Source organism: Streptomyces thermocarboxydus (assembly GCF_024760485.1).
Classification (GTDB): domain Bacteria; phylum Actinomycetota; class Actinomycetes; order Streptomycetales; family Streptomycetaceae; genus Streptomyces; species Streptomyces cellulosae.
In genome coordinates this window covers 5,942,342-5,965,008 of the sequence record NZ_CP058273.1, presented here as the reverse complement: position 1 = coordinate 5,965,008, position 22,667 = coordinate 5,942,342, and the positions used below count along the sequence as shown (strand labels likewise).

General features: G+C 72.8%; 17 protein-coding genes. 6 read left to right on the top strand and 11 right to left on the bottom strand.

Annotation, left to right across the window (positions count from 1 at the left end; all coding sequences use genetic code 11):
* The first annotated feature begins 36 nt into the window (after positions 1–36).
* The 3 genes from AY578_RS27345 (at position 37) to AY578_RS27335 (ending at position 3,194) form a co-directional block, all read left to right on the top strand.
* The gene (locus AY578_RS27345) at positions 37–1,101 is read left to right on the top strand and encodes a lipoate-protein ligase LplAB (RefSeq protein ID WP_028961468.1); all 1,065 of its coding nucleotides are present in this window, start codon (positions 37–39) and stop codon (positions 1,099–1,101) included.
* Positions 1,102–1,280: 179 nt separating this feature from the next.
* On the top strand, positions 1,281–1,949 hold the full coding sequence (locus AY578_RS27340) for a hypothetical protein (RefSeq protein WP_019521818.1): 669 nt from the start codon (positions 1,281–1,283) through the stop codon (positions 1,947–1,949).
* 396 nt (positions 1,950–2,345) lie between these two features.
* Positions 2,346–3,194 (top strand): CAP domain-containing protein, encoded by an 849-nt coding sequence (locus AY578_RS27335; protein WP_019521819.1) that lies wholly within the window; start codon positions 2,346–2,348, stop codon positions 3,192–3,194.
* A gap of 39 nt (positions 3,195–3,233) precedes the next feature.
* Here AY578_RS27335 and AY578_RS27330 read toward each other — a convergent pair whose 3' ends face one another.
* The 9 genes from AY578_RS27330 to AY578_RS27290 form a co-directional block, all read right to left on the bottom strand.
* Positions 3,234–4,757: an NCS1 family nucleobase:cation symporter-1 gene (locus tag AY578_RS27330; protein WP_019521820.1), complete on the bottom strand. Its 1,524-nt coding sequence runs from the start codon at positions 4,755–4,757 to the stop codon at positions 3,234–3,236.
* Positions 4,758–4,784: 27 nt separating this feature from the next.
* Positions 4,785–5,786 (bottom strand): TIGR03842 family LLM class F420-dependent oxidoreductase, encoded by a 1,002-nt coding sequence (locus AY578_RS27325; RefSeq protein WP_019521821.1) that lies wholly within the window; start codon positions 5,784–5,786, stop codon positions 4,785–4,787.
* A gap of 11 nt (positions 5,787–5,797) precedes the next feature.
* Positions 5,798–7,201 (bottom strand): dihydropyrimidinase, encoded by a 1,404-nt coding sequence (gene hydA / locus AY578_RS27320; RefSeq protein WP_019521822.1) that lies wholly within the window; start codon positions 7,199–7,201, stop codon positions 5,798–5,800.
* Between the two features lie 78 nt (positions 7,202–7,279).
* The gene (locus AY578_RS27315) at positions 7,280–8,122 is read right to left on the bottom strand and encodes a nitrilase-related carbon-nitrogen hydrolase (RefSeq protein ID WP_026243361.1); all 843 of its coding nucleotides are present in this window, start codon (positions 8,120–8,122) and stop codon (positions 7,280–7,282) included.
* 155 nt (positions 8,123–8,277) lie between these two features.
* Positions 8,278–9,837 carry a PucR family transcriptional regulator gene (locus AY578_RS27310; protein ID WP_019521824.1) on the bottom strand — a complete coding sequence of 520 codons (1,560 nt, stop codon included), beginning with the start codon at positions 9,835–9,837 and terminating at the stop codon, positions 8,278–8,280.
* A gap of 27 nt (positions 9,838–9,864) precedes the next feature.
* A complete protein-coding gene (locus AY578_RS27305) occupies positions 9,865–11,151 on the bottom strand; it encodes an aspartate aminotransferase family protein (RefSeq protein ID WP_019521825.1) in 1,287 nt (428 codons plus the stop codon).
* Positions 11,148–11,990, bottom strand: coding sequence for a nitrilase-related carbon-nitrogen hydrolase (locus tag AY578_RS27300; protein WP_210636580.1), 843 nt, complete (start codon positions 11,988–11,990; stop codon positions 11,148–11,150). The genes AY578_RS27305 and AY578_RS27300 overlap by 4 nt, the downstream gene beginning before the upstream one ends.
* Before the next feature lie 172 nt (positions 11,991–12,162).
* Positions 12,163–14,154, bottom strand: coding sequence for a hypothetical protein (locus AY578_RS27295; RefSeq protein WP_258905892.1), 1,992 nt, complete (start codon positions 14,152–14,154; stop codon positions 12,163–12,165).
* A gap of 122 nt (positions 14,155–14,276) precedes the next feature.
* A complete protein-coding gene (locus AY578_RS27290) occupies positions 14,277–14,558 on the bottom strand; it encodes a helix-turn-helix domain-containing protein (RefSeq protein ID WP_026243362.1) in 282 nt (93 codons plus the stop codon).
* A 33-nt stretch (positions 14,559–14,591) separates the two neighbouring features.
* Here AY578_RS27290 and map point away from each other — a divergent pair, with 33 nt between their 5' ends.
* Both map and AY578_RS27280 read left to right on the top strand, forming a co-directional pair.
* On the top strand, positions 14,592–15,362 hold the full coding sequence (gene map, locus AY578_RS27285) for a type I methionyl aminopeptidase (RefSeq protein ID WP_137211229.1): 771 nt from the start codon (positions 14,592–14,594) through the stop codon (positions 15,360–15,362).
* A 140-nt stretch (positions 15,363–15,502) separates the two neighbouring features.
* Positions 15,503–18,250 (top strand): ATP-dependent Clp protease ATP-binding subunit, encoded by a 2,748-nt coding sequence (locus AY578_RS27280; protein WP_215188662.1) that lies wholly within the window; start codon positions 15,503–15,505, stop codon positions 18,248–18,250.
* Between the two features lie 79 nt (positions 18,251–18,329).
* On the opposite strand, the gene ggt is transcribed toward AY578_RS27280, so the two are convergent.
* Positions 18,330–20,132, bottom strand: a complete 1,803-nt coding sequence (gene ggt, locus AY578_RS27275) for a gamma-glutamyltransferase (RefSeq protein WP_215048893.1) — start codon at positions 20,130–20,132, stop codon at positions 18,330–18,332.
* Between the two features lie 155 nt (positions 20,133–20,287).
* On the opposite strand from ggt, the gene AY578_RS27270 reads away from it, so the two are divergent.
* Entirely contained in the window at positions 20,288–21,076 is a 789-nt protein-coding gene (locus AY578_RS27270) for a hypothetical protein (RefSeq protein ID WP_215048892.1), read from the top strand.
* 1,115 nt (positions 21,077–22,191) lie between these two features.
* Here AY578_RS27270 and AY578_RS27265 read toward each other — a convergent pair.
* Positions 22,192–22,599: a DUF6278 family protein gene (locus tag AY578_RS27265; RefSeq protein WP_258905881.1), complete on the bottom strand. Its 408-nt coding sequence runs from the start codon at positions 22,597–22,599 to the stop codon at positions 22,192–22,194.
* Positions 22,600–22,667 lie beyond the last annotated feature (68 nt).

The following is a 22,667-nucleotide window of genomic DNA, read 5'->3' as shown; positions in this document are numbered from 1 at the left end:
CGGCGTTGGTAGGCGCGGCTGAGGAAAGGCGGAGTCGTGCACGGTGAGTACAAGGTTCCCGGCGGCAAGCTCGTCGTGGTGGACGTGGACGTGGTGGACGGGGTGCTGCGGCACGCGCGCGTGGCGGGCGACTTCTTCCTGGAGCCGGACGAGGCGCTGGACGCCGTGAACGGCGCCCTGGAGGGCGCCCCGGCCGACACCGACGCCGCCGGTCTGGCCGCGCGGATCGAGGCCGCCCTGCCCGAGGGGACCGTGATGTACGGGCTCACGGCGGAGGGCGTCGGGATCGCGGTGCGCCGGGCGCTGGCGCACGCCACGGACTGGACCGACTACGACTGGCAGCTGGTGCACGAGGGCCCGCAGCCGCCCGCGCTGCACATGGCGCTGGACGAGGTGCTGACCCACGAGGTGGCCGCCGGGCGGCGCCCGCCGACGCTGCGGGTGTGGGAGTGGGCCTCCCCCGCGGTGATCATCGGCAGCTTCCAGTCGCTGCGCAACGAGGTGGACCCCGAGGGCGCGCGCCGGCACGGCGTGGACGTGGTGCGCCGGATCTCCGGCGGCGGCGCGATGTTCGTGGAGCCGGGCAACACCATCACGTACTCGCTGTCGGTGCCGGAGGCGCTGGTGCAGGGCCTGTCCTTCCAGGACAGCTACGCCTACCTCGACGACTGGGTGCTCGGCGCGCTCGGCGACATGGGCGTCCGGGCCTGGTACCAGCCACTGAACGACATCGCCAGCGAGCAGGGGAAGATCGCGGGCGCGGCGCAGAAGCGGATCGTGGGCCCCGACGGCGGGCCCGGCGCGGTGCTGCACCACGTGACGATGGCGTACGACATCGACGCGGACAAGATGCTCGAGGTGCTGCGCATCGGCAAGGAGAAGCTGTCGGACAAGGGCACGAAGAGCGCGAAGAAGCGGGTGGACCCGCTGCGCCGGCAGACCGGACTGCCCCGCGAGGCGGTCATCGGGCGGATGGTCGACTCCTTCCGCGCCCGCTACGGACTGACGCAGGGCAAGGTGACGGACGAGGAGCTGGCGCGCGCTCAGGAACTGGCGCGGACGAAGTTCACCGCACCGGAATGGGTCGCGCGGGTGCCCTGACGCTCAAATCCCCCTATTCGCAGAGGAACTGCGGCAAGCGGCCGCCGATGCGGAACCGCGCGGTCACCGCGTGCCTACGGAGCGAGTTGAACCCTTCCGCACCTTGACGAAGCGTGTGACACTGGCGTCCCGTCCGCAGTGCGGACCCCCTCCGCACCGTCCCCCACGAGAAGTGCGCCGTGCGTTCCTTTCCTCTGCCGATCGCCCTGACCGCCCGTCTGTCGCCGGTGGTCGTCCTCGCCGCGGCCGGATGGGCGCTGTCCTCCGGCCCGCTGGCCGCGCCCGAGGCCTCCGACGACAAGCCGGCCGGGAAGACCGCCTCGCAGCAGTCGCCCACCGCCCCGTCCGAGTCGCAGGCGGTGAAGACGTACGCCGCGGCGCCCGAGCCGTGCGACGCGCTGTCCGCGAAGACCGTCAAGTCCCTTGTGCCGGGCGCGAAGACGGCCGGCAAGGAGATACCGTCCACGGACGCCGACCTGCGCCGCACCTGCTCGTGGAACGCGCTCAAGGGCTACGACTACCGCTGGCTCGACGTGTCCTTCGAGATCCTGGACTCCGACGAGGCCGCGGAGAAGTCGTACGACGGGCGGCTGGCGGAGAAGAGCGGCGGGGGCGCCGTCCCCGGAGTCGGGAACGCGGCGTACTCGGTCGTGAACCTCACCACCGAGGACAAGCAGGACACGCGTGAGGGCGTCGTGGTGGCGCGGGCCGCCAACGCGCTGGTGATCGTCACGTACAACGGCAGCGACTTCGAGTCGAAGGGCGCCCCGGACACGGACGAGATCAACAAGGGCGCGATCAAGGCCGCCAAGGAAGCGGTGGCCGCCCTGCAGAAGTCGCGGGGCTGAGAGACAGGGCCGAGGCGCGGGACGGACCCCGACCCACATCCGGAACCGATGGTTCCGTGACATCTGTCACAGCCTGTTCCCGATCTGACCGGGTCGGTTAGTAGACGAGCCCGCGGCGACATGGGGGACTTGTCCGTCTTGACGGGAAAGCGGACCCGGCCCGTGCGGGGGGCGGGCCGGCCGGGATCCGGAGACCCGTGCTTCGTCGCCGCAGGGCGCTTTCTGACGAGACGGCAGACGCTCCCGGCACCCATCGAGGCCAGGTCGGCACGGCCTCCCGCCCGTCGCAAGGCCCTCCTCGGCCTACGAAGCCGGCTAGTACGTGACCCCTTTGCGCCCCGCGCCGGGCCGTCCCAAGAATGACCAGCCTCCGCACACCCAGGGGTGAGGTCACGTATGGGAATCCATCGCCAGCAGAAGAAGTACCGGCGGACGGTCGTCACCGCGATCGCCGTCGGCGTCATCGGCATACCCTCGGTCGCCATGGCCTGCACCGACTGGCCGGACGGCGGGCAGCGGGAGGACCGCGCCACCTCGGTGCCGTCGGTCGGCGAGGACCGCTGGGACGGCCCCGGCTGGTACAGCCGCTGGAGCAGCCAGCACGCGGGCGACCCGTCGCCGGTGGCGTCCGGCTCCCCCGGCGCCTCCGCGAGCCGCTCCAAGGAGGCCCGCAAGCAGCACGGAGCCAAGCCCTCGCAGAAGCCGAAGAAGAAGGCCACCACGCCGGCCTCCGCCACCACGGCGGCCCCGAAGCCCAGCACGGCGTCCCCGAAGCCCTCCACGGCCGCTCCCGCGCCCTCCACCACCGCGCCGAAGCCGACCACCGAGGCCCCGAAGCCGACCACCGCCGCGCCGAAGCCGTCCGCCACGGCGTCCGGGGCCGTCGCCCGGGTCGTGGAGCTGGTCAACCAGGAGCGCGCCGAGGCCGGCTGCGCCCCGGTGACGGCCAACTCCACGCTGACCACGGCCGCCCAGCGGCACAGCGAGGACATGGCGTCGACCGGCACCATGTCCCACACCGGCTCCGACGGCTCCGACCCCGGTGAGCGCATCACCCGCGCCGGCTACGCCTGGAGCACCTACGGCGAGAACGTCGCCTACGGCTACTCCACCCCGGAGCAGGTGATGCAGGGCTGGATGACCAGCCCCGGCCACAAGGCCAACATCCTCAACTGCTCGTTCAAGGAGATCGGCGTCGGCCTGTCCGGCACCTACTGGACGCAGGACTTCGGCACCGCCCGCTGAGGCCACTCAGGTGTGCCGCGGGGTCGCGGCGGCGGGTCCTCACACCCGCCGCCGCGACCCCGCCGTCAGCGCCACGTACACGACGAGCGAGGCCGCGAGGCCGACCGCCCAGCCGTAGTCCGCGAGAGGCTTCAGGAACGGGATCAGCCCGTCCTCGGGGAAGGGCCCCTTGCCGGGCGCCGAGTGGGAGCCGCCCACCGCGAGCACCCCGCCGATCACGAAGGCGACGACGGCGTGCACGTTCCAGCCGGACGTGTACCAGTAGCGCCCGCCCGGGGTGTACAGGTCGGCGAGGTCCAGCCGGGTGCGGCGCACGACCCAGTAGTCGGCGATGAGGATGCCGGCGACCGTGCCGAGCAGCCCGCCGACCAGCCCGAGCCAGGTGAAGATGTACAGCTCCGGCGTCTCGGTCAGCTTCCACGGCATGATGACCACGCCGACCACCCCGGTGATCAGCGCCCCCGTGCGGAAGGTGATGAACTTCGGCGCCAGGTTGGCCAGGTCGTACGCCGGTGACACCACGTTCGCCGCGATGTTCACGGAGATGGTGGCGACGAGCACGGTGACGAGCGCGAAGAGCAGCCCGAAGACGTTGTCGGTCTTGGCGGCCAGTTCCACCGGGTCCCAGACCGCCGCCCCGTAGACGGCCTGCGAGCCGGAGGTGACGAACACCGACAGCAGCGCGAACAGGGTCATGGTGGTGGGCAGTCCGAGCGTCTGCCCCCACACCTGGGCGCGCTGTCCCGCGCCGAAGCGGGTGAAGTCGGGGATGTTGAGGCTGAGCGTCGACCAGAAGGCGATCATGCCCATCAGGGACGGGAAGAACACCGGCCAGAAGTCTGCGCCCCAGCCCAGCCGGGAGGGCTGGTCGAGCAGCGGTCCAAAACCGCCGGCCTTGTTCGCGACCCACACCAGCAGCACCAGCGCGCCGACGATGACGAACGGCGCGGCCCAGTTCTCGAACCGGCGCAGCGCCTCCATCCCCCGGTAGATGATGGCCAGTTCGAGCGCCCAGAAGAGCACGAAGCAGACCCACAGGGTCCATGGCTGGCCGCCCACCTCGGACGCCTCGGCCCAGCCGCCGAACAGCTTGCCGAGCAGCACGAAGATGCCCTGCCCGCCGATCCAGGTCTGGATGCCGAACCAGGCGCAGGCGACCGCGGCCCGGATCATGGCGGGAAGGTTGGCGCCGCGCAGCCCGAAGGAGGCGCGGGCCAGCACCGGGAACGGGATGCCGTACTTGGGTCCCGCGTGACCGGTCAGCAGCATCGGCGCGAGCACGATGACGTTGGCCAGCGCGATGGTGAAGACGGCCTGCTTCCAGTCCATGCCGAGCGCGACCAGTCCGGACGCGAGCAGCCAGGAGGGGATGTTGTGCGCCATCCCCACCCACAGGGCGGTGAAGTTGTACGTGGTCCAGCGGCGTCGGGCGAGCGGGACCGGCAGCAGGTCGTCGTTGACGAAGCGGGCGTCGGTGAGGACGGCGCCCGGCGGGAGCTCGACGCGTCCCGCCGGGTCGGGTATCGGGTTCTCTGAGGGCGCGGGCGGGACGGTCGCGGTCATGGGCGTGCCTTTCGCGGTGGTGCCGGTTCAGTCTCCGAGTGCCGGGATGATCTCCGCGCCGTACGCGTCGATCGTCGTTTCCTGTGCGTCGTGCATGTCGTACACCGCGAACTGGTCGACGCCGAGGTCGCGCAGTGCGCGGAGCTTCTCGATGTGCGCCTCGGGCGGGCCGAGCAGGCAGAAGCGGTCCACGATCTCGTCGGGGACGAAGTCGGTGGACGGGTTGCCGGCCCGTCCGTGGTGGCTGTAGTCGTAGCCCTCGCGGTTCTTGATGTAGTCGGTGAGCGCCTCGGGGACCATGCCGGAGTGCTCGCCGTAGCGGGAGACCAGGTCGGCGACGTGGTTGCCGACCATCCCGCCGAACCAGCGGCACTGCTCGCGGGCGTGCGCCAGGTCGTCGCCGACGTACGCGGGGGCGGCGACGCAGATGGTGACCGCGTCGGGGTCGCGGCCCGCCTCGGCGGCGGCGTCGCGCACCGCCTTCACCATCCACTCGGTGAGGAACGGGTCGGCGAGCTGGAGGATGAACCCGTCGGCCTTCTGCCCGGTAAGCGCGAGCGCCTTGGGCCCGTACGCGGCCATCCACACCGGGAGCTTGCCGTCGCGGACCCACGGCAGGCGCAGCCGCCGCCCGTCGACGTCGGCCTCGCGTCCCTCGGCGAGGTCGCGGATGACCTCGATCGCCTCGCCGAGCCGGGCAAGGGTGTTGGGCTTGCGTCCGGCGACACGCATCGCGGAGTCGCCGCGGCCGATGCCGCACACGGTGCGGTTGCCGAACATGTCGTTGAGGGTGGCGAAGGTGGAGGCGGTCACTTCCCAGGTGCGGGTGCCCGGGTTGGTGACCATCGGGCCGATCTTGAGGGTCGTGGTGTTGGCGAGGATCTGGCTGTAGATGACGAAGGGTTCCTGCCACAGCACGGCCGAGTCGAAGGTCCACCCGTGGGTGAACCCGTTGCGCTCGGCGCGCTTCATCAGGCTGATCACCCGCGACGCCGGCGGGTCGGTCTGCAGGACGAGGCCGAAGTCCATGCGGTCCGCTCCTAGTTGAGGTACTGACAGGTGGAACGCGGGGTGTAGACGCCGTGTCCGGCGTGCCCGGTGTACTCCCGGTCGGTGACGACCGGGACCCCGCGCGAGAACACGGTCTCGACGCGGCCGGTGACCCGCTTGCCCTCATAGGCCGAGTAGTCGACGTTCATGTGGTGGGTGTCGGCGGACATGACCTGCTCGGCGTGCGGGTCGTAGATCACGACGTCGGCGTCGGCGCCCGGCGCGATCGTGCCCTTCTTCGGGTACAGGCCGAACATCCGCGCCGGGCCGGCGCAGGCGATCTCGATCCAGCGGCGGCGGCTGATGCGCCCGTCGACGACGGCCTGGTGCAGGAGGTCCATACGGTTCTCCACGCCCGGCAGCCCGTTGGGGATCTTGGAGAAGTCGCCGCGGCCGAGCTCCTTCTGCCCGCTGAAGCAGAAGGGGCAGTGGTCGGTGGAGACCACCTGGAGGTCGTTGGTGCGCAGGCCCCGCCAGAGGGCCGCCTGGTGCTCCTTGGGGCGCAGGGGCGTGCTGCACACGTACTTGGCGCCCTCGAAGTCGGGCTCGGCGAGGTTGTCGGTGGACAGGAACAGGTACTGGGGGCAGGTCTCGCCGAAGACGGGCAGTCCGTCGTCGCGGGCCCTGGCCAGTTCGGCGACCGCCTCGGTGGCGGAGACGTGCACGACGTAGAGCGGGGCGCCGGCGACCTGGGCGAGCCGGATGGCGCGGTGGGTCGCCTCCGCCTCCAGGAGGGCCTTGCGGACCTCGCCGTGGAAGCGGGGGTCGGTCTCGCCGCGGGCGAGGGCCTGCTCGACGAGGACGTCGATGGCGATGCCGTTCTCGGCGTGCATCATGATGAGGCCGCCGTTGTCGGCGGCGCGTTGCATGGCGCGGAGGATCTGGCCGTCGTCCGAGTAGAAGACGCCGGGGTAGGCCATGAACTGCTTGAAGGACGTCACCCCTTCTTCGACCAGGAGGTCCATCTCCTTCAGCGTTTCCTCGTTCACGTCCGAGACGATCATGTGGAACGCGTAGTCGATCGCGCAGTTGCCCTCCGCCTTCGCGTGCCAGGCGTCCAGTCCCTCGCGCAGGCCGTGGCCCACGCTCTGCACGGCGAAGTCGACGATCGTGGTGGTGCCGCCCCAGGCGGCGGCCCGCGTGCCCGTCTCGAAGGTGTCGGAGGCGAAGGTGCCGCCGAACGGCATCTCCATGTGGGTGTGCGCGTCCACGCCGCCCGGGATGACGTACTTGCCGGTGGCGTCGACGGTCCGCTCGGCGGAGAGTGCTTCGGCGGCGGGGGTGTTGGAGGCGGCGATGGCCGCGATGCGGCCGTCCTGCATGAGGACGTCTGCGTGTACTTCGTCGGAGGCGGTGATGACCAAGCCGCCGCGGATGACTGTGCGGGTGCTCATGTCCGGGTCGCTCCTCGATGTGGGTGCGTGCGGGTTCGTCGTGGTCTCTCGCGCAGTTCCCCGGGCCCCTTCCGGGGCTTACGGAGTTGTCAGGGGGCCGTAGGCCGACGGGTTGCGGTCGCGGTAGAACTGCCAGCGGTCCCGGACCTCTCGGAGTTTCGCCAGGTCCAGGTCGCGGACGACCAGTTCCGTCTCCTTGTCGCCGGCGACCTCGCCGACGAAGCGGGCCTCGGGGTCGACGAAGTAGCTCGTGCCGTAGAAGTCGTTGTCGCCGTACTCCTCGACGCCCACCCGGTTGATCGCGCCCACGAAGTACTCGTTGGCGACGGCCGCCGCCGGCTGCTCCAGCTGCCAGAGGTAGCCGGACAGGCCGCGTGAGGTGGCCGACGGGTTGAACACCAGCTCCGCGCCCGCGAGTCCGAGCGCGCGCCAGCCCTCGGGGAAGTGGCGGTCGTAGCAGATGTAGACGCCGATCCGGCCGGCCTTGGTGTCGAAGACGGGCCAGCCGCTGTTGCCGGGGCGGAAGTAGAACTTCTCCCAGAACCCCTTGACCTGCGGGATGTGGGTCTTGCGGTACTTGCCCAGGTAGGTGCCGTCGGCGTCGATCACGGCGGCCGTGTTGTAGAGGACGCCGGGCTGCTCCTCCTCGTACATCGGCAGCACCAGGACGAGGTTCAGTTCCCGGGCGAGGCGCTGGAAGCGCTCGACCACGGGGCCGTCGGGGATGCGCTCGGCGTACTCGTAGAAGGCGGGGTCCTGCACCTGGCAGAAGTACGGTCCGTAGAACAGCTCCTGGAAGCACAGCACTTGAGCGCCCTGCGCGGCCGCGTCGCGCGCGGCCTGCTCGTGGACCTGGATCATCGATTCCTTGTCGCCCGTCCAGGCGGTCTGGAAGACGGCGGCTCGGATCACTCGGCTCATCGGGACCTCCGGTCGCTCGGTGTGCAGTGAGCCTAGGAAGAGGACGAGCGCGCTCTGAGTGGCACCGTGTCACGTCTGCCGGGGTGCGGCGTGTCACCGTGTCATCCGCGGACGATCCCATGTGTCACCGCCGTTGCCGCAGGTGGTCGCTCGTTTCAGCGTTGTTGCGCGTCGTGCGCGAGGAGTGCGATGTGCAGCGAGGCGGCCTGTTCGAAGTCGTCCAGGTCCACCCCGAGGCGCGCCTGTATCGCCTCCAGCCGGCGGTACAGCGCCGGCCGGGACACGTGGTGCAGCTGCGCGGTGCGGGACTTGTTGCGTCCGGTCGCCAGGTAGGTGCGCAGTACGGGGAGGAGGTCCTCGCCGGGGTCGCAGAGCAGCCCGGCCAGTTCCCGTTCGGCGAACGACTGCACCTGCGGATCGTCGCGCAACAGCCGTACGAGACCGCGCAGATGGACGTCCCGTAGCCGCACCACGGGGGGCAGGTCGAGGGCGGCGGCGTCGTCCGCGACGGCGTCGGCGACGTGCCGGGCCTCGCGCAGTCCCGCGGGCACGTCGTCGAAGGAGGTACGGGCTGCGGCGGCCGCCACCACGACGTGCTCGTCGGCCGGTTCGGCGCGCAGCCGGGCCGCGAAGTGCGCGGTGAGCACCTCGGCGTCCTGGTCGCGGGCAAGGCTGAGCAGGACGGCGGTCGCGGTGGCGGACAGTTCGCCCGCGATGCCGGGCAGGCCCAGCAGACGCAGGGTCCGGTCCAGCGGGGCGGCCCGGCGTCCGCGCACCACGAGCGGCACGAACGTGCGCCGGTTGACGGGGAGTCCGGCGGCGCGGGCCCGGGGCAGCAGATGGCGGGCCGGTACGGCGCCGCCGACCAGGTCGGTGAGCAGGCTCAGCGCGGACTGCTCCTCCCAGGAGCAGCCGGCGCCGCCGAGCATGCGGTGCAGGACGAGCGCCTCGGCGGCCCGGTCGGCGAGGAGGCGCCCGGTCTCGGTGTCGCCCCGGTACCCGCACAGCACCAGCCGGCCCCAGGGCTCGCCCCGCCCGCCCAGTTCGGCGCGGATCCAGCCGTCGCCCTCGCTGCGGCCGGCCTGGCGGGCGATGCGCTCCCAGTCACGCAGCACGTCGTCGACGGCGGACCGCTCCCCCGCCGTGCCGAGGACGCGGTGGGCGAGGTTGGTGACGACGACGGGGCAGCCGCAGTGCCGGGCGATCTCGTCGAGCAGCCGCTGCAGCGGGGCGCCGCCGGTGATCAGCACGGTGAGTTCGGTGCGGACCGCCTCGGAGAGGCTGACGGCGGCGAACTTGCGGCGCACCAGCCGGGACTGCACCTCCTCGGTCAACTGGGCGAAGGGGAAAGGGCGGTGGAGCACGACCAGGGGCAACTGGCAGCGTTCCGCCGCCCGCCGCATCGCCTCCGGCGGGGAGGGAAACGCCCGGCCGAGGCCAAGAACCACGGCGGACGCCTCGGCGCGGTGCAGGGAGCGGACGTACTCGGTCTGCTTGTGCTCGTCGCCGGCCAGCAGCACCCCGGTGGTGAGCACCATCTCCCCGCCGCTGAGCATCACGCCGACGTCGGCCGCCTCGGCGACGTGCACCCAGCGCACCGGCCGGTCCAGCCGGCCGGCGCCGGCCACCACCTCGGGCTCCCCGGCGAGGACCCGCTCCAGGGCGAGGACCTGCCGGACCGAGAGGGCCGGTACCGGTGGCTCCCAGGTGGTCATGGCGGCGTCCTTAAGGTGGGTGAACGGCTACTGGATGCTCCTCAGGGCGTCCTCGAGGATCGCGGCGCCCTCCTCGGCCTCCGCGACGTTGAGGGACAGCGGCGGGGCGATGCGCAGGGCGCTGGTGTCGTGGCCGCCGCCCTTGCCGATGAGCAGGCCGCCGGCGCGGGCCGCCTCCAGGACGGCGGACGCGGCGGCCGGGTCCGCCTCGTCGGTGCCGGGCTTCGTCAGTTCGATGCCGATCATCAGGCCGCGCCCGCGCACCTCTCGTACGGCGGGGACGTGGGCGGCGGCGGCCCGCAGCCGCTCGATGAGCAGGCCGCCGACACGGCGCGCGTTGCCCTGGAGGTCGTGCTCCAGCAGGTAGGTGAGGTTGGCGAGGCCCGCCGCCATGGTGATCTGGGTGCCGCCGAACGTGGAGATGCTGTTGGCGTCCAGGCAGTTCATGATCTCGGCGCGGGCGACGACGCCGCCGATGGACATGCCGTTGCCGATGCCCTTGGCGAAGGTCAGCATGTCGGGCGGGCCGCTGCGGGCGTGCGCCTGCCAGCCCCAGAAGTGCTCGCCGGTGCGGCCCCAGCCGGTCTGCACCTCGTCGGAGATCCACAGCACGCCCCGCTCGTGCAGCACCTCGCGGAAGGCGGCGTAGAGGCCGTCGGGCGGGGAGGTGAAGCCGCCGACGCCCTGGATCGGCTCGGCGATCAGCGCGGCGGGCGGGCGGGTGTGTCCGAGGAGGTCCTTGAGGTCGTCGACGCAGGCGGCGACGAAGTCGTAGTCGTCGAGGTGGGCGAACGGTCCCCGGGTGCGGACCCCGCCGTGCACGTACAGCGTCTGCAGCGGGGAGAGCGAGGTCGGGGACCAGCCGCGGTTGCCGGTGACGCCGACGGCGCTGAAGGAACGGCCGTGGTAGCTGTTGCGCATCGCCAGGAGCGTGTTGCTGCGCCGGTAGGTGGTGGCGAGCAGCAGGGCGGTGTCGTTGGCCTCGGTGCCGGAGGTGGTGAAGAAGACCCGGGCGTCGGGGATGCCGCTGAGCTTGGCGATCCGTTCGGCGAGGTCCACCATCGGCCGGTTGAGGTAGAGGGTGGAGGAGTGGATGATCCGCCCGGCCTGCTCGGTCACCGCCTTGGTGACCTCGGGCAGGGCGTGGGCGGTCATGGTGGTGAGGATGCCGCCGAAGAAGTCCAGGTAGCGGTTGCCCTGGGCGTCCCAGACGTGGCGGCCCTCGCCGTGGGTGATCTCCAGCGGCTCGTCGTAGTAGAGCGCGAGCCAGTCGGGGAGGACGGCGCGGTGGCGGCCGAGCAGGTCGTCGGTCACGGGCGCACCAGCCCTTCGTAGGCGTCGGGGCGGCGGTCGCGGTAGAACGCCCACTGCTGCCGCACCTCGTCGATGAGGTCGAAGTCGAGGTCCCGGACCACCAGTTCCTCCTTGGTGTCACCGGCGACGTCGCCGACGAACTGCCCGCGCGGGTCGACGAAGTAGCTCGTGCCGTAGAAGTCGTTGTCGCCGTACTCCTCGACGCCGACGCGGTTGATGGCGGCGACGAAGTACTCGTTGGCGACGGCCGCCGCGGGCTGCTCCAACTGCCACAGGTACGCCGAGAGGCCGCGGTGCGTCGCGGACGGGTTGTACACCAACTGGGCGCCGTTGAGACCGAGTTGCCGCCAGCCTTCGGGGAAGTGGCGGTCGTAGCAGATGTAGACGCCGACCCTGCCGACGGCGGTGTCGAAGACGGGCCAGCCGAGGTTGCCCGGGCGGAAGTAGAACTTCTCCCAGAATCCCTTGACCTGCGGGATGTGGTGCTTGCGGTACTTGCCGAGGTAGGTGCCGTCGGCGTCGATCACGGCGGCGGTGTTGTAGTAGTGGCCGGGCTGCTCGACCTCGAAGACGGGGGCGACGACGACCATGCCGGTCTCGCGGGCCAGGTCCCGCATCCGGCGCACGGTCGGCCCGTCGGGGACCGCCTCGGCCCAGCGGTAGTGCCCGGCGTCCTGGACCTGGCAGAAGTAGGGGGCGTTGAACACCTCCTGGAACCCGATGACCTTCGCGCCCCGCCGGGCCGCCTCGCGGGCGTGCTCCTCGTGTTTCGCCAGCATGGACTCGGTGTCGCCGGTCCAGGTGGCCTGGACCAGGGCGGCGGTTACGACGTTGGGCATGAGCTGCTGCTCCTTCGACGCGACGTCAGCGCCTCTACGCCCGTAGAGACGGCCGTAGAGGGACGAACGTAAGCCTCTCGGACGGCCTTGCCAAGACCATCGTCGTGCGGCCCCTGGAGTCGATCGTGTTTGACACCCCTGTGGGTGAGCGGGACGGACCGCCGACCCCCCGTCAGGCGGCCAGTCCCGCGACGCGCAGGGCGTGCAGGACGTCCCAGTGCCGTTCCTCCGACACGGCCCGGGCAGCCGTCAGGAGCAGCGGCACCAGGCGCCCCGGGTCGGGTGCGGCCGTGCGGGCGGCGTCCTGCGGGGTGCGTGTCCGAACGCAGGCGTCGAGCAGGGCACGCAGCTCGCGGTGGCGGGTGCCGTCGGCGAGGGCGAGGGCGGCGTGCCCGATCTCGTCGGCCGGGCGGACGACGCCCTGCCGCAGGATCTGCTCGCCGTCCTCCGCGCGGCCGCCCGCGGCGAGCGCGTCGGCGGCGCCGACGAGACGCTCGGCGGGCAGCGTCGCCGCCGCCTCCCACAGCAGGGTCGCCCAGTCGGCGCCGAGCCCGGCCCGCTCCATCTCGGCCGCGAGCAGCGGTAACCGTACGGCGGGCCAGTACGCGGCCTCGTTCAGCAGGACGTGCGCGTCGCCGCTGCGGCCCTCGCGGCGCAGGCGGGTCAGCGTCCGCACGAGGTGCCCGACCTCGCGGAGATCCTCGGCATCGACGCGCTCCTCGGGCGGCGGCTCGTCGGCCCCCGCCTCCGCGGCGGCCCCGGCGAACCGCGCGCGCGGGCGACGGTGGCGGCGCCGGGCAACTCCGGCACGGCGCGCTCGGCGCGACGAGAGGCGCCGCCCGTCGTCCTCCCACCCGGCGAACCGGGCACCGCCGCGTCGCGCTTGCGGGCGGGGAGGCGGGTCTCCTCGGCGGGGCGGGCGGGGGGACGTGCTGTTGCGCCGCGCGCAGCTCGGGTGGGACGGGTCGGGGGGCAGGGGGACTGTGGGACGGCGCGTGGGCTCCGGTGCCGCGAGCGGGTCTCGGCCGGTCGCGGCCGGGTTTTCCGGCCCCGGACGCCGGTGGCTGGCTCCGGGACCGCCGTGGAGGTACGCGGTTTCGTCGTGGCCGGCCCGCTTGGGCGCGCCCGGCGCCTGGCCAGGGCACGGCCGTCCCGGGCCGGGTACGGGCCGCACCGCGGGCCGCGGTCCGGCCGGGCCGTGGCCCTGGCGGGCGGGCCCCACCTGTGGCACGCCCGGTGCCTGGGCGGCACCTCGGCCGTCCGGAGCCGAAGCCGGGGCGCCGCCCCCGTTCCGGTGGTCCGGTACCGCGGCCGGTGCGCGGCCCTCGCGGGCGAGGCCTGCGTGGGGACCGCCCGGTGTCCGGGCGGATCCGCGTCCCTCCGCAACCGGGTTCGGGCCGCCACCCACGGCGTACCGGTGGCCCGGGACCGATGCCGGGCCGTGGCCTTCACGGGCCGGCCCCGCCTGTGGCACGCCCGGTGTCCGAGCGGGGCCCGGTGACTCGGTGATGCCCCGGCCGTCGGGGGCCGGGTTCGGGCCGGTGCCCTGCCCCGCGGAAGTCATGTGCGGACCCTGCGGTCCGGCGACTGCCTGGGCGTCCGCCGCCGGGCTGGCCGCCCAGCGGGTCTGGGTGTGGGCGGGGCCCGGCCCCGGGGTGTGCTCGTCGAGGGCGGCCATCCGGGCCGTGATCTCCGCGCAGCGGGCCGTCGCGCGGCGGTGGTCGTCCTCGGCCCAGGCGAGGTCGTTGCCGAGGGACTCCGCCTCCTCGCGGGTGGCCGCGGCGGCGAGCCGGCGGGTCAGACCGGCCCGGCGGTCCGCCGCGTACCGCTGCTCGCGGAGCATCACGTCGAGGCGGTCGCTCAGCGCCTGCCGCGCCCCGGGGCGCGCGTCGAACGCGGCGGTCGCCCCGGCGTGCAGCGCGCGGGACCGCGGCAGCTCCGCATCGGCGGCAGCCGGGCCGTGGACGGCGGCGAGATCCTGGAGCAGCGACTCCACCACGTCCCACGGCGGCGGTTCCCGCCCTTCGAGGCACGCCCGCATGCCGTCGGGGTCGCGCTGCCAGAACACCAGGCACCAGCCCGCGTACCGGTCCAGACGCGCCAGCAGATCCCGTAGGTGGTCCGTGAACTCCCGGACAGCTTCCGGGAGTTGCTCCGCAGCCATAGCCAACTCCCGCCAGTCCCGGAGTACTCGACTCCGTAGATAACACCCGGTGTGTTACGGCGAGGCTACGGAGAGTTTTCCGGCGGGGTGCGGCAGGTCGGTACGAGCGTGGTGCCGTCGTGTCAGGCGGCGATCGACGCGTCCGGGGTGTCCGGCACGTCCGGGACCGCGCAGCGTCCGATCAGCTCGTCCATGGACAGCCCGAGCGCCGCGGCCAGCGCGGCCACGGTGAAGAACGCGGGCGTCGGAGCCCGCCCCGTCTCGATCTTGCGGAGGGTCTCCGCGGAGATGCCGGCGCTCGCGGCGACGTCGGTCATGCTGCGGGCTCCGCGCGCCTCGCGCAGCAGCCTGCCGAGCCGCTCACCGCGTTCGCGCTCTTCAGGGGTCAAGGGGGTGCGCACCATGACGCCCATTCTAATACCGGTATAGTAATTGGCATGGTGGAGCTGAAGACCGACGCGTCGATCGATGCGATGTACGAGACGGGCCAGGTCGTGGCCCAGGCACTGACGGCAGTACGGAAGGCCGCCGACGTGGGCGTTTCCCTGCTGGAGCTGGACGAGGCGGCGAGGGAGGTGCTGGACGCGGCCGGCGCGACGTCGCCGTTCCTGGGGTACCGCCCCACCTTCGCGCCGACCCCGTTCCCGGCGGTGATCTGCGCGTCGGTGAACGACGCGATCGTGCACGGCATCCCGACCGGGTACCGGCTGCGCGACGGGGACCTCGTGTCCATCGACTGCGGCGCCCAACGGGGCGGCTGGGCGGGCGACTCGGCGATCAGCTTCGTCGTGGGCAGGGCGCGCCCTGCGGACGCACACCTGATCGAGACGGCCGAGCGGGCGCTGGCGGCGGGCATCGAGGCGGCCGTGGTCGGCAACCGTATGGGCGACATCGCCCATGCCATCGGCACGGTGTGCCGCGGGGCGGGCTACGGGATCATGGAGGACTACGGCGGCCACGGCATCGGCCGCCGTATGCACGAGGACCCGCCGGTGCCGAACGAGGGCCGTCCGGGGCGCGGGATGCCGCTGCGGCACGGCATGGTGCTGGCGATCGAGCCGATGCTGATCGCCGGCGGCGGCGACGCCTACCGCACCGACCCGGACGGCTGGACCCTCCGTACGACGGACGGCTCCCGCGCGGCCCACACGGAGCACACGGTGGCGATCACGGAGGCGGGGCCGCGCGTGCTGACGGCGCGGGACTGACAAGGGTCTGGCGCGGGCATGCCCAGCTGGCGCGAACCTGGACATGCCCACCCGTACCGAACGTGTCATCGTGGGCATGAGCGCGCCCCGACCGGGTTACCCGGCACCGGCACGTCGACCCAGCGAAGGAACGGATGACGATGACGAATGGTTTCGTCGGCCCGGAGGGTGACCCGTTCGCAGAATTCCTCGCCCGCTTCTTCGGCGGGCAGCGCCCCCGCCAGATCGACATCGGCAGGCTGCTGAGCCAGCCTGCCCGTGAACTCGTGCGCGGCGCCGCCCAGTACGCGGCCGAGCACGGCAGCCGTGACCTGGACACCCAGCACCTGCTGCGTGCCGCGCTCTCCGCCGAGCCGACCCGGAGTCTGCTCAGCCGCGCGGGCGCGGACCCGGACTCGCTGGCGTCGCAGATCGACGACCGGTCGGGGCCCGTGCAGCACCCGCCGGGCGAAGCGCCGCCCCCGACGTCGCTGTCCCTGACGCCCGCGGTGAAACGGGCGCTGCTGGACGCGCACGAGATGGCGCGGGCGAGCGGCGCCGGATACATCGGCCCGGAGCATGTGCTCAGCGCCCTCGCCGCCAACCCCGACTCGGCCGCGGGACACATCCTCAACGCGGCCCGTTTCGCCCCGTCCGGCCCGCCCGAGGCGCCGGAGGCCCAGCAGCAGCGCCCGGAGCGCCCCCGGCCGTCGACGGGCACCCCGACCCTGGACAAGTACGGCCGTGACCTGACCGCGCTGGCCCGCGAGGGCCGCGTCGACCCGGTGATCGGCCGGGACACGGAGATCGAGCAGACCGTCGAGGTGCTGTCCCGGCGCGGCAAGAACAACCCCGTGCTGATCGGCGACGCGGGCGTCGGCAAGACCGCCGTGGTGGAGGGGCTGGCGCAGCGGATCGCCGAGGGGGACGTGCCCGACATCCTGCTCGGCCGCCGCGTGGTCGCCCTCGACCTGACCGGCGTCGTCGCCGGCACCCGGTACCGGGGCGACTTCGAGGAGCGGATGAACAACCTCGTCGACGAGATCCGCGCCCACTCCGGCGAGCTGATCGTGTTCATCGACGAGCTGCACACCGTCGTCGGCGCGGGAGGCGGCGGCGAGGGCGGCTCGATGGACGCCGGCAACATCCTCAAGCCGGCCCTGGCACGCGGCGAGCTGAACATCGTCGGGGCGACGACCCTGGAGGAGTACCGGCGGATCGAGAAGGACGCGGCGCTGGCCCGCCGCTTCCAGCCGATCATGGTGCCGGAGCCCACGCCGGCGGACGCGATCGAGATCCTGCGCGGTCTGCGCGACCGCTACGAGGCGCACCACCAGGTCCGCTACACCGACGAGGCGCTGGTCGCGGCCGTGGAGCTGTCCGACCGCTACCTCAGCGACCGCAGGCTGCCGGACAAGGCGATCGACCTGATCGACCAGGCGGGCGCCCGGGTGCGGCTGCGGGCCCGCACCAAGGGCACCGACGTCCGCGCGATGGAGCGTGAGGTCGAGCAGCTGACCTGCGACAAGGACCAGGCGGTCGCGGACGAGCAGTATGAGCAGGCCATGCAGCTGCGCGACCGCATCCAGGAGCTGAAGGAGCGCATCGCGCAGGCCGGGGGCGGGGACGAGGTCGACGAGGGCCAGAGCCTGTGGGTGGACGCCGAGGCGATCGCCGAGGTCGTGGCCCGGCAGACGGGCATCCCGGTCAGCCGGCTCACCGAGGAGGAGAAGGACCGCCTGCTGAGCCTGGAGCAGCATCTGCACCAGCGGGTGGTGGGCCAGGAGGAGGCCGTACGGGTCGTCTCGGACGCCGTGCTGCGTTCCCGCGCGGGCCTGTCCAGCCCGGACCGGCCGATCGGCAGCTTCCTGTTCCTCGGTCCGACGGGCGTCGGCAAGACGGAGCTGGCGCGGGCGCTCGCCGAGGCTCTGTTCGGCAGCGAGGACCGGATGGTGCGCCTCGACATGAGCGAGTACCAGGAGCGGCACACGGTGAGCCGTCTGGTGGGCGCCCCGCCCGGCTACGTGGGCCACGAGGAGGCCGGTCAGCTCACCGAGGTGGTGCGCCGGCATCCGTACTCGCTGCTGCTGCTCGACGAGGTCGAGAAGGCTCACCCGGACGTCTTCAACATCCTGCTGCAGGTGCTGGACGACGGCCGGCTGACCGACTCGCAGGGCCGCACGGTGGACTTCACCAACAGCGTGATCGTGATGACCAGCAACCTCGGTTCCGAGGCCATCACGCGGCGCGGCGCGACCCTGGGCTTCGCGACGGGCGGCGCGGAGGCCGACGAGGAGGCGCGGCGGGAGCAGATCCTGCGGCCGCTGCGGGAGCACTTCCGGCCCGAGTTCCTCAACCGGATCGACGAGATCGTGGTGTTCCGCCAGCTCACCACCGAGGAGCTGCGGCAGATCACCGACCTGCTGCTGGAGAGCACCCGCCGCCGGCTGAAGGGGCAGAACATCACGGCCGACTTCACCGACGCGGCCGTGGACTGGCTCGCCGAGCGGGGCTACGAGCCGGAGTACGGCGCACGGCCGTTGCGCCGCACCATTCAGCGAGAGGTCGACAACCAGCTGTCCCGGCTGCTGCTGGACGGCCGCGTGAAGGAGGGCGGCCGGGTGACGGTGGACGTGGAGGACGGGCGGCTGGTCTTCCGCACGCAGGAGGCGCGGGAGACGCGGACACCTGAATCTCCGGCCTCGGAGAGTCCGGCCCCGGAGAGTCCGGCTCCGGAGGGGCCGACGCCGGAGAGTCCGGCTGCGGAGGGTCCGGCTCCGGAGGGGCCGACGTCGGAGAGTCCGGCTGCGGAGGGGCCGACGTCGGAGAGTCCGGCCCCGGAGGGTCCGGCCCCGGAGAGTCCGGCTGCGGAGGGTCCGGCTGCGGAGGGTCCGACGCCCGAGCAGTGACGGCCGTACAGCCCGTCGGCCCGGTTCCCCTCGCGGGGGAGCCGGGCCGACCGCTGTACAGGGTTACTTCTGTACAGGGTTACTTCGGATGGACGACCATCGCCGAGCCGCCGCCCCGGCGGACCTTCTCCGCCGCGGCGAGCCAGGCGCCGCCCGGCAGCCGCTGCACGCCGGTGGTCGCGCCGATCTCCGGGTTCTCCCGGAAGGAGTGCCCGATCGCCTCGAGCCGCTGCCTCAGCTCGCTGTCGTACAGGCCGGGTTCGAGTTCGGTCTGTGCCGCGTTGCGCTGGCTGGCGCGGGGTGCGGCGATCGCGTCGACGAGGGGCAGGCCGCGGTCGAGGAAGCCGGTGAGGGTCTGCAGCACGGTGGTGATGATGGTCGAGCCGCCGGGCGAGCCGAGCGCCACCACCGGACGGTCGTGCCGGTCGAGGACGATCGTCGGCGCCATGGACGAGCGGGGCCGTTTGCCGGGGCCGGGCAGGTTCGGGTCGTGGACGGCCGGGTTGGCCGGGGCGAAGGAGAAGTCCGTCAGCTCGTTGTTGAGCAGGAAGCCGCGGCCGGGCACGGTGATGCCGCTGCCGCCGGTCTGCTCGATGGTGAGCGTGTAGGCGACGACGTTGCCCCACCGGTCGGCGGTGGTGAGATGCGTGGTGCTCTCGCCCTCGTACGTCGTCGGCGCGGCGGTGCCGCCCTGCCCGCACCGCGCCGGGTCGCGGGGGTCGGCGGGGGCGACGGGGCTGGTGAGGACGGCGTCGTCCTTGATCAGGCAGGCGCGGGAGTCCGCGAACCGCTGCGACAGCAGTTCATTGGTCGGTACGTCCTCGAAGGCGGGGTCGCCGACCCAGCGGCCCCGGTCGGCGAACGCGATGCGGCTCGCCTCGATAAAGCGGTGCAGGTAGCGCACGTCGCTCGCCTTGGACAGGTCGGTGCGCTCCAGGATGTTGAGCGCCTCGCCGACCGTCGTGCCGCCGGAGGACGAGGGCGCCATGGAGTAGACGTCGAGGCCGCGGTAGGAGGTCTTCGACGGCGCCTGGAGCTTGACGCGGTAGGTCGCGAGGTCGCGGGCGGTCAGGTCGCCGGGGCGGGCGTTCCAGCCGGACGCCGGGTCCACGGGCGGCTTGGTGACCGCGTTCACGATGTCGCGGGCGATGTCGCCCCGGTACAGGACGTCGACGCCCTTGCGGCTGAGCTCGCGGTAGGTGCGGGCCAGGTCGGGGTTCTTGAAGGTGGAGCCGACGGCGGGGAGTTCACCGCCGGGGAGGAACAGCTCGGCGGTGTCGGGGAAGTAGCGGAAGCGGGTCTCGTTGGCGGCGGTCTGCGCGCGGAAGGTCTCGTCGACGGTGAAGCCGTCGCGGGCAAGGCGTTCGGCGGGCTTCAGGACCGTGCCGAGGCTGCGCTTGCCCCACGTGTCGAGGGCGCGCTGCCAAGTGGCCGCGGTGCCGGGGGTCCCGACGGACAGTCCGCTGCTGACCGCGTCGGCGAACGGGATCGGCGTGCCGTTCTCCAGGAAGAGGCCGGAGCCGGCGCTGAGCGGGGCGGTCTCGCGGCCGTCGAGGGTGTGCACGGTGCGGGACCGGGCGTCGTAGTAGACGAAGTAGCCGCCTCCGCCGATGCCGGCCGAGTAGGGCTCGGTGACGCCGAGCGCGGCGGCCGTGGCCACGGCGGCGTCGACGGCGTTGCCGCCCTTGCGCAGCACCTCGATGCCGGCGGCGGTGGCGTCGGGGTCGACGCTGGAGACGGCGCCGCCGTGGCCGACGGCCACGGGTGTCTTGGCGGGAGGAGTCTTCCCGCCGTGGGTGGTCGGCGGCGCGGCGGCCCCCACCGAGACGACGGCGGTGGTGACCGCGAGGACAGCGAATTTCCGTGCGACAGGGCGACGCATCCGCACCTCCAGTAAAGGGCCGTCCGGGCAGCTTAGTTCGCCGCCATGGCCGCGTCAGGGAGGCCGTACGGGCGTGCCGCCGCGCGCGGGCGGGGCGTCCGGCCTTTCCGGGGTGTCGAACACGGGTGCGCCCGGGACCGCTAGCATGCCCGCCCATGAATGACGACGTGCGCAACATCGTGCTGGGCCTGGTGGCCGCGGGCATCAGCGCCGCCCTGGGCTGGATCGCCCGAACCTACCTCTGGAATCGCAAGCTCCGCCGTCAGCAGGCGTTCTTCGGACTGCCGGAGAACGCCGAGTCGTTGCTCGTCGTCAACCGCGACCCGGCGACGGCGGAACCGGCGGTGCACCGCTTCGACGTGTTCGCGCTGCTCGAACTGTCCGCGCTGATCAAGGACTGCGGGGCGCACGTCCAGGTGGTCACCCAGGACGCGGCCCACCAGGGGTTCGGCGAGCGGACCGAGTTCTGCGTGGGCGGGCCGGGCTCGAACCGGCGGATGGTCGCCCACATGGCGGCCATGCTGCCCGGGGTGCGGGTCAACGTCGACCCGGAGCCGGGCCCCGACCGCGGCGCCTTCCGCATAGGCGCCGACCTGTACCGCATGGAGCCGGGCGTCACCGAGTACGTGCTGCTGGCGCGGCTGACGGCGGGTGAACGGCGCGAGACGCGGCCGGTGTTCCTGTTCTGCGGGCAGCGGGCGATCACCAACCAGGCGGCGACCCGCTACCTCGCCCGCAACCACGAGCGGCTGGCCCGGAAGTACGGGTCGGGGTCGTTCGTGCTGCTGCTGAAGGTCGTCAACTCGCAGGCGTACGGCCCGGACGTGGTGGAACTGGTCGCGGACGTCACCAAACCGGCCCAGAGCCCGCTGCCGGCTCCGGAACCGGCGGATCCGGCGCCGAAGGCGCTGAAGGGGGCCAAGAAGTCGCACCGGGCGGACTGAGGGGGGTGCGTCCTCACAGGCGTGCGGGGCGGGGCACCCCGCCACCCCACGCGACGCCGCGCCGGCGGTGGGAAGGCCCGTCGCGGGCAGGGGACCGACGCCCGCTGGACGTGGGGGCTCAGACGGCCGGGGCGCGCGAGGCCCTCGGGGCAGGCGCGCTGCTCGCCCGGCGGGGAATCGAGGCCCGCGCCCTCCGCACGGACCGCGCGCGTGCTTGCCCTGGACCGCACGCACCCTGGCCAATGCGGGGCGGACGCCCGGGGGGACGTTGACCGGCCCGCACGCCCCTGGCCAATGCGCGGCCGACGCCCAGGGGACGTTGACCGGGCGAGCCGCCGGTAGCGGACTCGGGCCGGCGGGGCGCACTCCCTCGGCGCGGTGCTCACCCGGAGTGCGGTGCACGTATTCGCCCTTGGCGCGGACCGCAAGGGCTGGCGGGGCGCACTCCCCCGGCGCGGTGCTCACCCGGAGTGCGGTGCACATGTTCGCCCTTGGCGCGGACCGCAAGGGCCCTGACGGCTGAGGCGGACGCGCGGGGGGCGTTGGCCGGGCGGGCCAGGAGCATCGATGCTCGGGCCGACGAGGCGCGCTGCTCGGACGGAGGGCGGCCAGGCATGCGCCCTCGGAGCGGACGGTACGCGCCCTGGTGGACGCGCGTGGGGGCGGTTCGGCGGGCGGCCCGGCCTGGTGGGCGGAATTCACGTCCCCGCGTGTCGGAGGGGCGCCTCCGAAGAGGTGGCCCGCGTAAGGGTCGGCACCACCCGTCCGGCGCGCAGCTGACCTTCTCCTCACCCGCGGGCGACCGTGGCTCGGTCGCTGCCGCCGGGAGCAGTGATCTCCGGCTGCCGCCGGACGGGACCGGCCTGTGTGATCCGCCGCCCCGGCTGGGCGGACGGTCCTTTCCCGGCGGCGGCGTCCCCGCTTACGCCGCGAAGTCTCCTCCCCCACCGGGACGGAGGAAACATCGTAGTCGAGGTCCGGGCGGACGGGTTTCCGTACGTCATGGTGACCGCCGCAACGTATCCGGGCAAGATCGCCAGGACATCGCGACACGCACTTACCGGATATAAGCCGTATTTACGGCGGATGATGGGGCGCGCGCGGGGGCGCGTACGTCAGCCTTCCGCGACCTGGGCGTACCACTGCGACAGTTCGGGCGCCCCGTCCGCCGCCCACCGGTGTCCCGCGTCGACGACGTCGAACTCCCGTCCGCCGACGAGCCGTACGACCGGCTGAACGTCGGGACGGAGATCCCACGCGGCGCCCTCAATGGTGCGGACGATCACGGTGCCCAGGTACAACCCGGCGTCGTTCCCCAGCCAGTCGGAGGCGTCCTCGTCGTCCCGCCAGCGCGGAACCAACTGGTCGAGCGCCTCCAGCGAGGCGGGGCTGTCGTCCAGCCGGACGCCTTCCCTCTCCGCCTGGGAGCGCAACAGCGCGCACTCGGCGAGGAGTTCCGCGAGCCCCTCGGGCCCGGGGAGTTCGTCCTTGTGGCGCCGCCTGCCCAGGAACGGGATCCTCATACTGCCAGCCTGTCATTCGAACCGCCCCGCGCACCACAGGCGCGCGGGGTCCGTCGACGCCGGGCCGG

Bases quoted from the DNA above. Each gene is read 5' to 3' on its own strand.
- AY578_RS27335 (WP_019521819.1), top strand. From the start codon at position 2,346: ATGGGAATCCATCGCCAGCAGAAGAAGTACCGGCGGACGGTCGTCACC.
- AY578_RS27330 (WP_019521820.1), bottom strand. From the start codon at position 4,757: ATGACCGCGACCGTCCCGCCCGCGCCCTCAGAGAACCCGATACCCGAC.
- AY578_RS27325 (WP_019521821.1), bottom strand. From the start codon at position 5,786: ATGGACTTCGGCCTCGTCCTGCAGACCGACCCGCCGGCGTCGCGGGTG.
- hydA (WP_019521822.1), bottom strand. From the start codon at position 7,201: ATGAGCACCCGCACAGTCATCCGCGGCGGCTTGGTCATCACCGCCTCC.
- AY578_RS27315 (WP_026243361.1), bottom strand. From the start codon at position 8,122: ATGAGCCGAGTGATCCGAGCCGCCGTCTTCCAGACCGCCTGGACGGGC.
- AY578_RS27310 (WP_019521824.1), bottom strand. From the start codon at position 9,837: ATGACCACCTGGGAGCCACCGGTACCGGCCCTCTCGGTCCGGCAGGTC.
- AY578_RS27300 (WP_210636580.1), bottom strand. From the start codon at position 11,990: ATGCCCAACGTCGTAACCGCCGCCCTGGTCCAGGCCACCTGGACCGGC.
- AY578_RS27295 (WP_258905892.1), bottom strand. From the start codon at position 14,154: ATGGCTGCGGAGCAACTCCCGGAAGCTGTCCGGGAGTTCACGGACCAC.
- AY578_RS27290 (WP_026243362.1), bottom strand. From the start codon at position 14,558: ATGGTGCGCACCCCCTTGACCCCTGAAGAGCGCGAACGCGGTGAGCGG.
- map (WP_137211229.1), top strand. From the start codon at position 14,592: ATGGTGGAGCTGAAGACCGACGCGTCGATCGATGCGATGTACGAGACG.
- AY578_RS27280 (WP_215188662.1), top strand. From the start codon at position 15,503: ATGACGAATGGTTTCGTCGGCCCGGAGGGTGACCCGTTCGCAGAATTC.
- ggt (WP_215048893.1), bottom strand. From the start codon at position 20,132: ATGCGTCGCCCTGTCGCACGGAAATTCGCTGTCCTCGCGGTCACCACC.
- AY578_RS27270 (WP_215048892.1), top strand. From the start codon at position 20,288: ATGAATGACGACGTGCGCAACATCGTGCTGGGCCTGGTGGCCGCGGGC.
- AY578_RS27265 (WP_258905881.1), bottom strand. From the start codon at position 22,599: ATGAGGATCCCGTTCCTGGGCAGGCGGCGCCACAAGGACGAACTCCCC.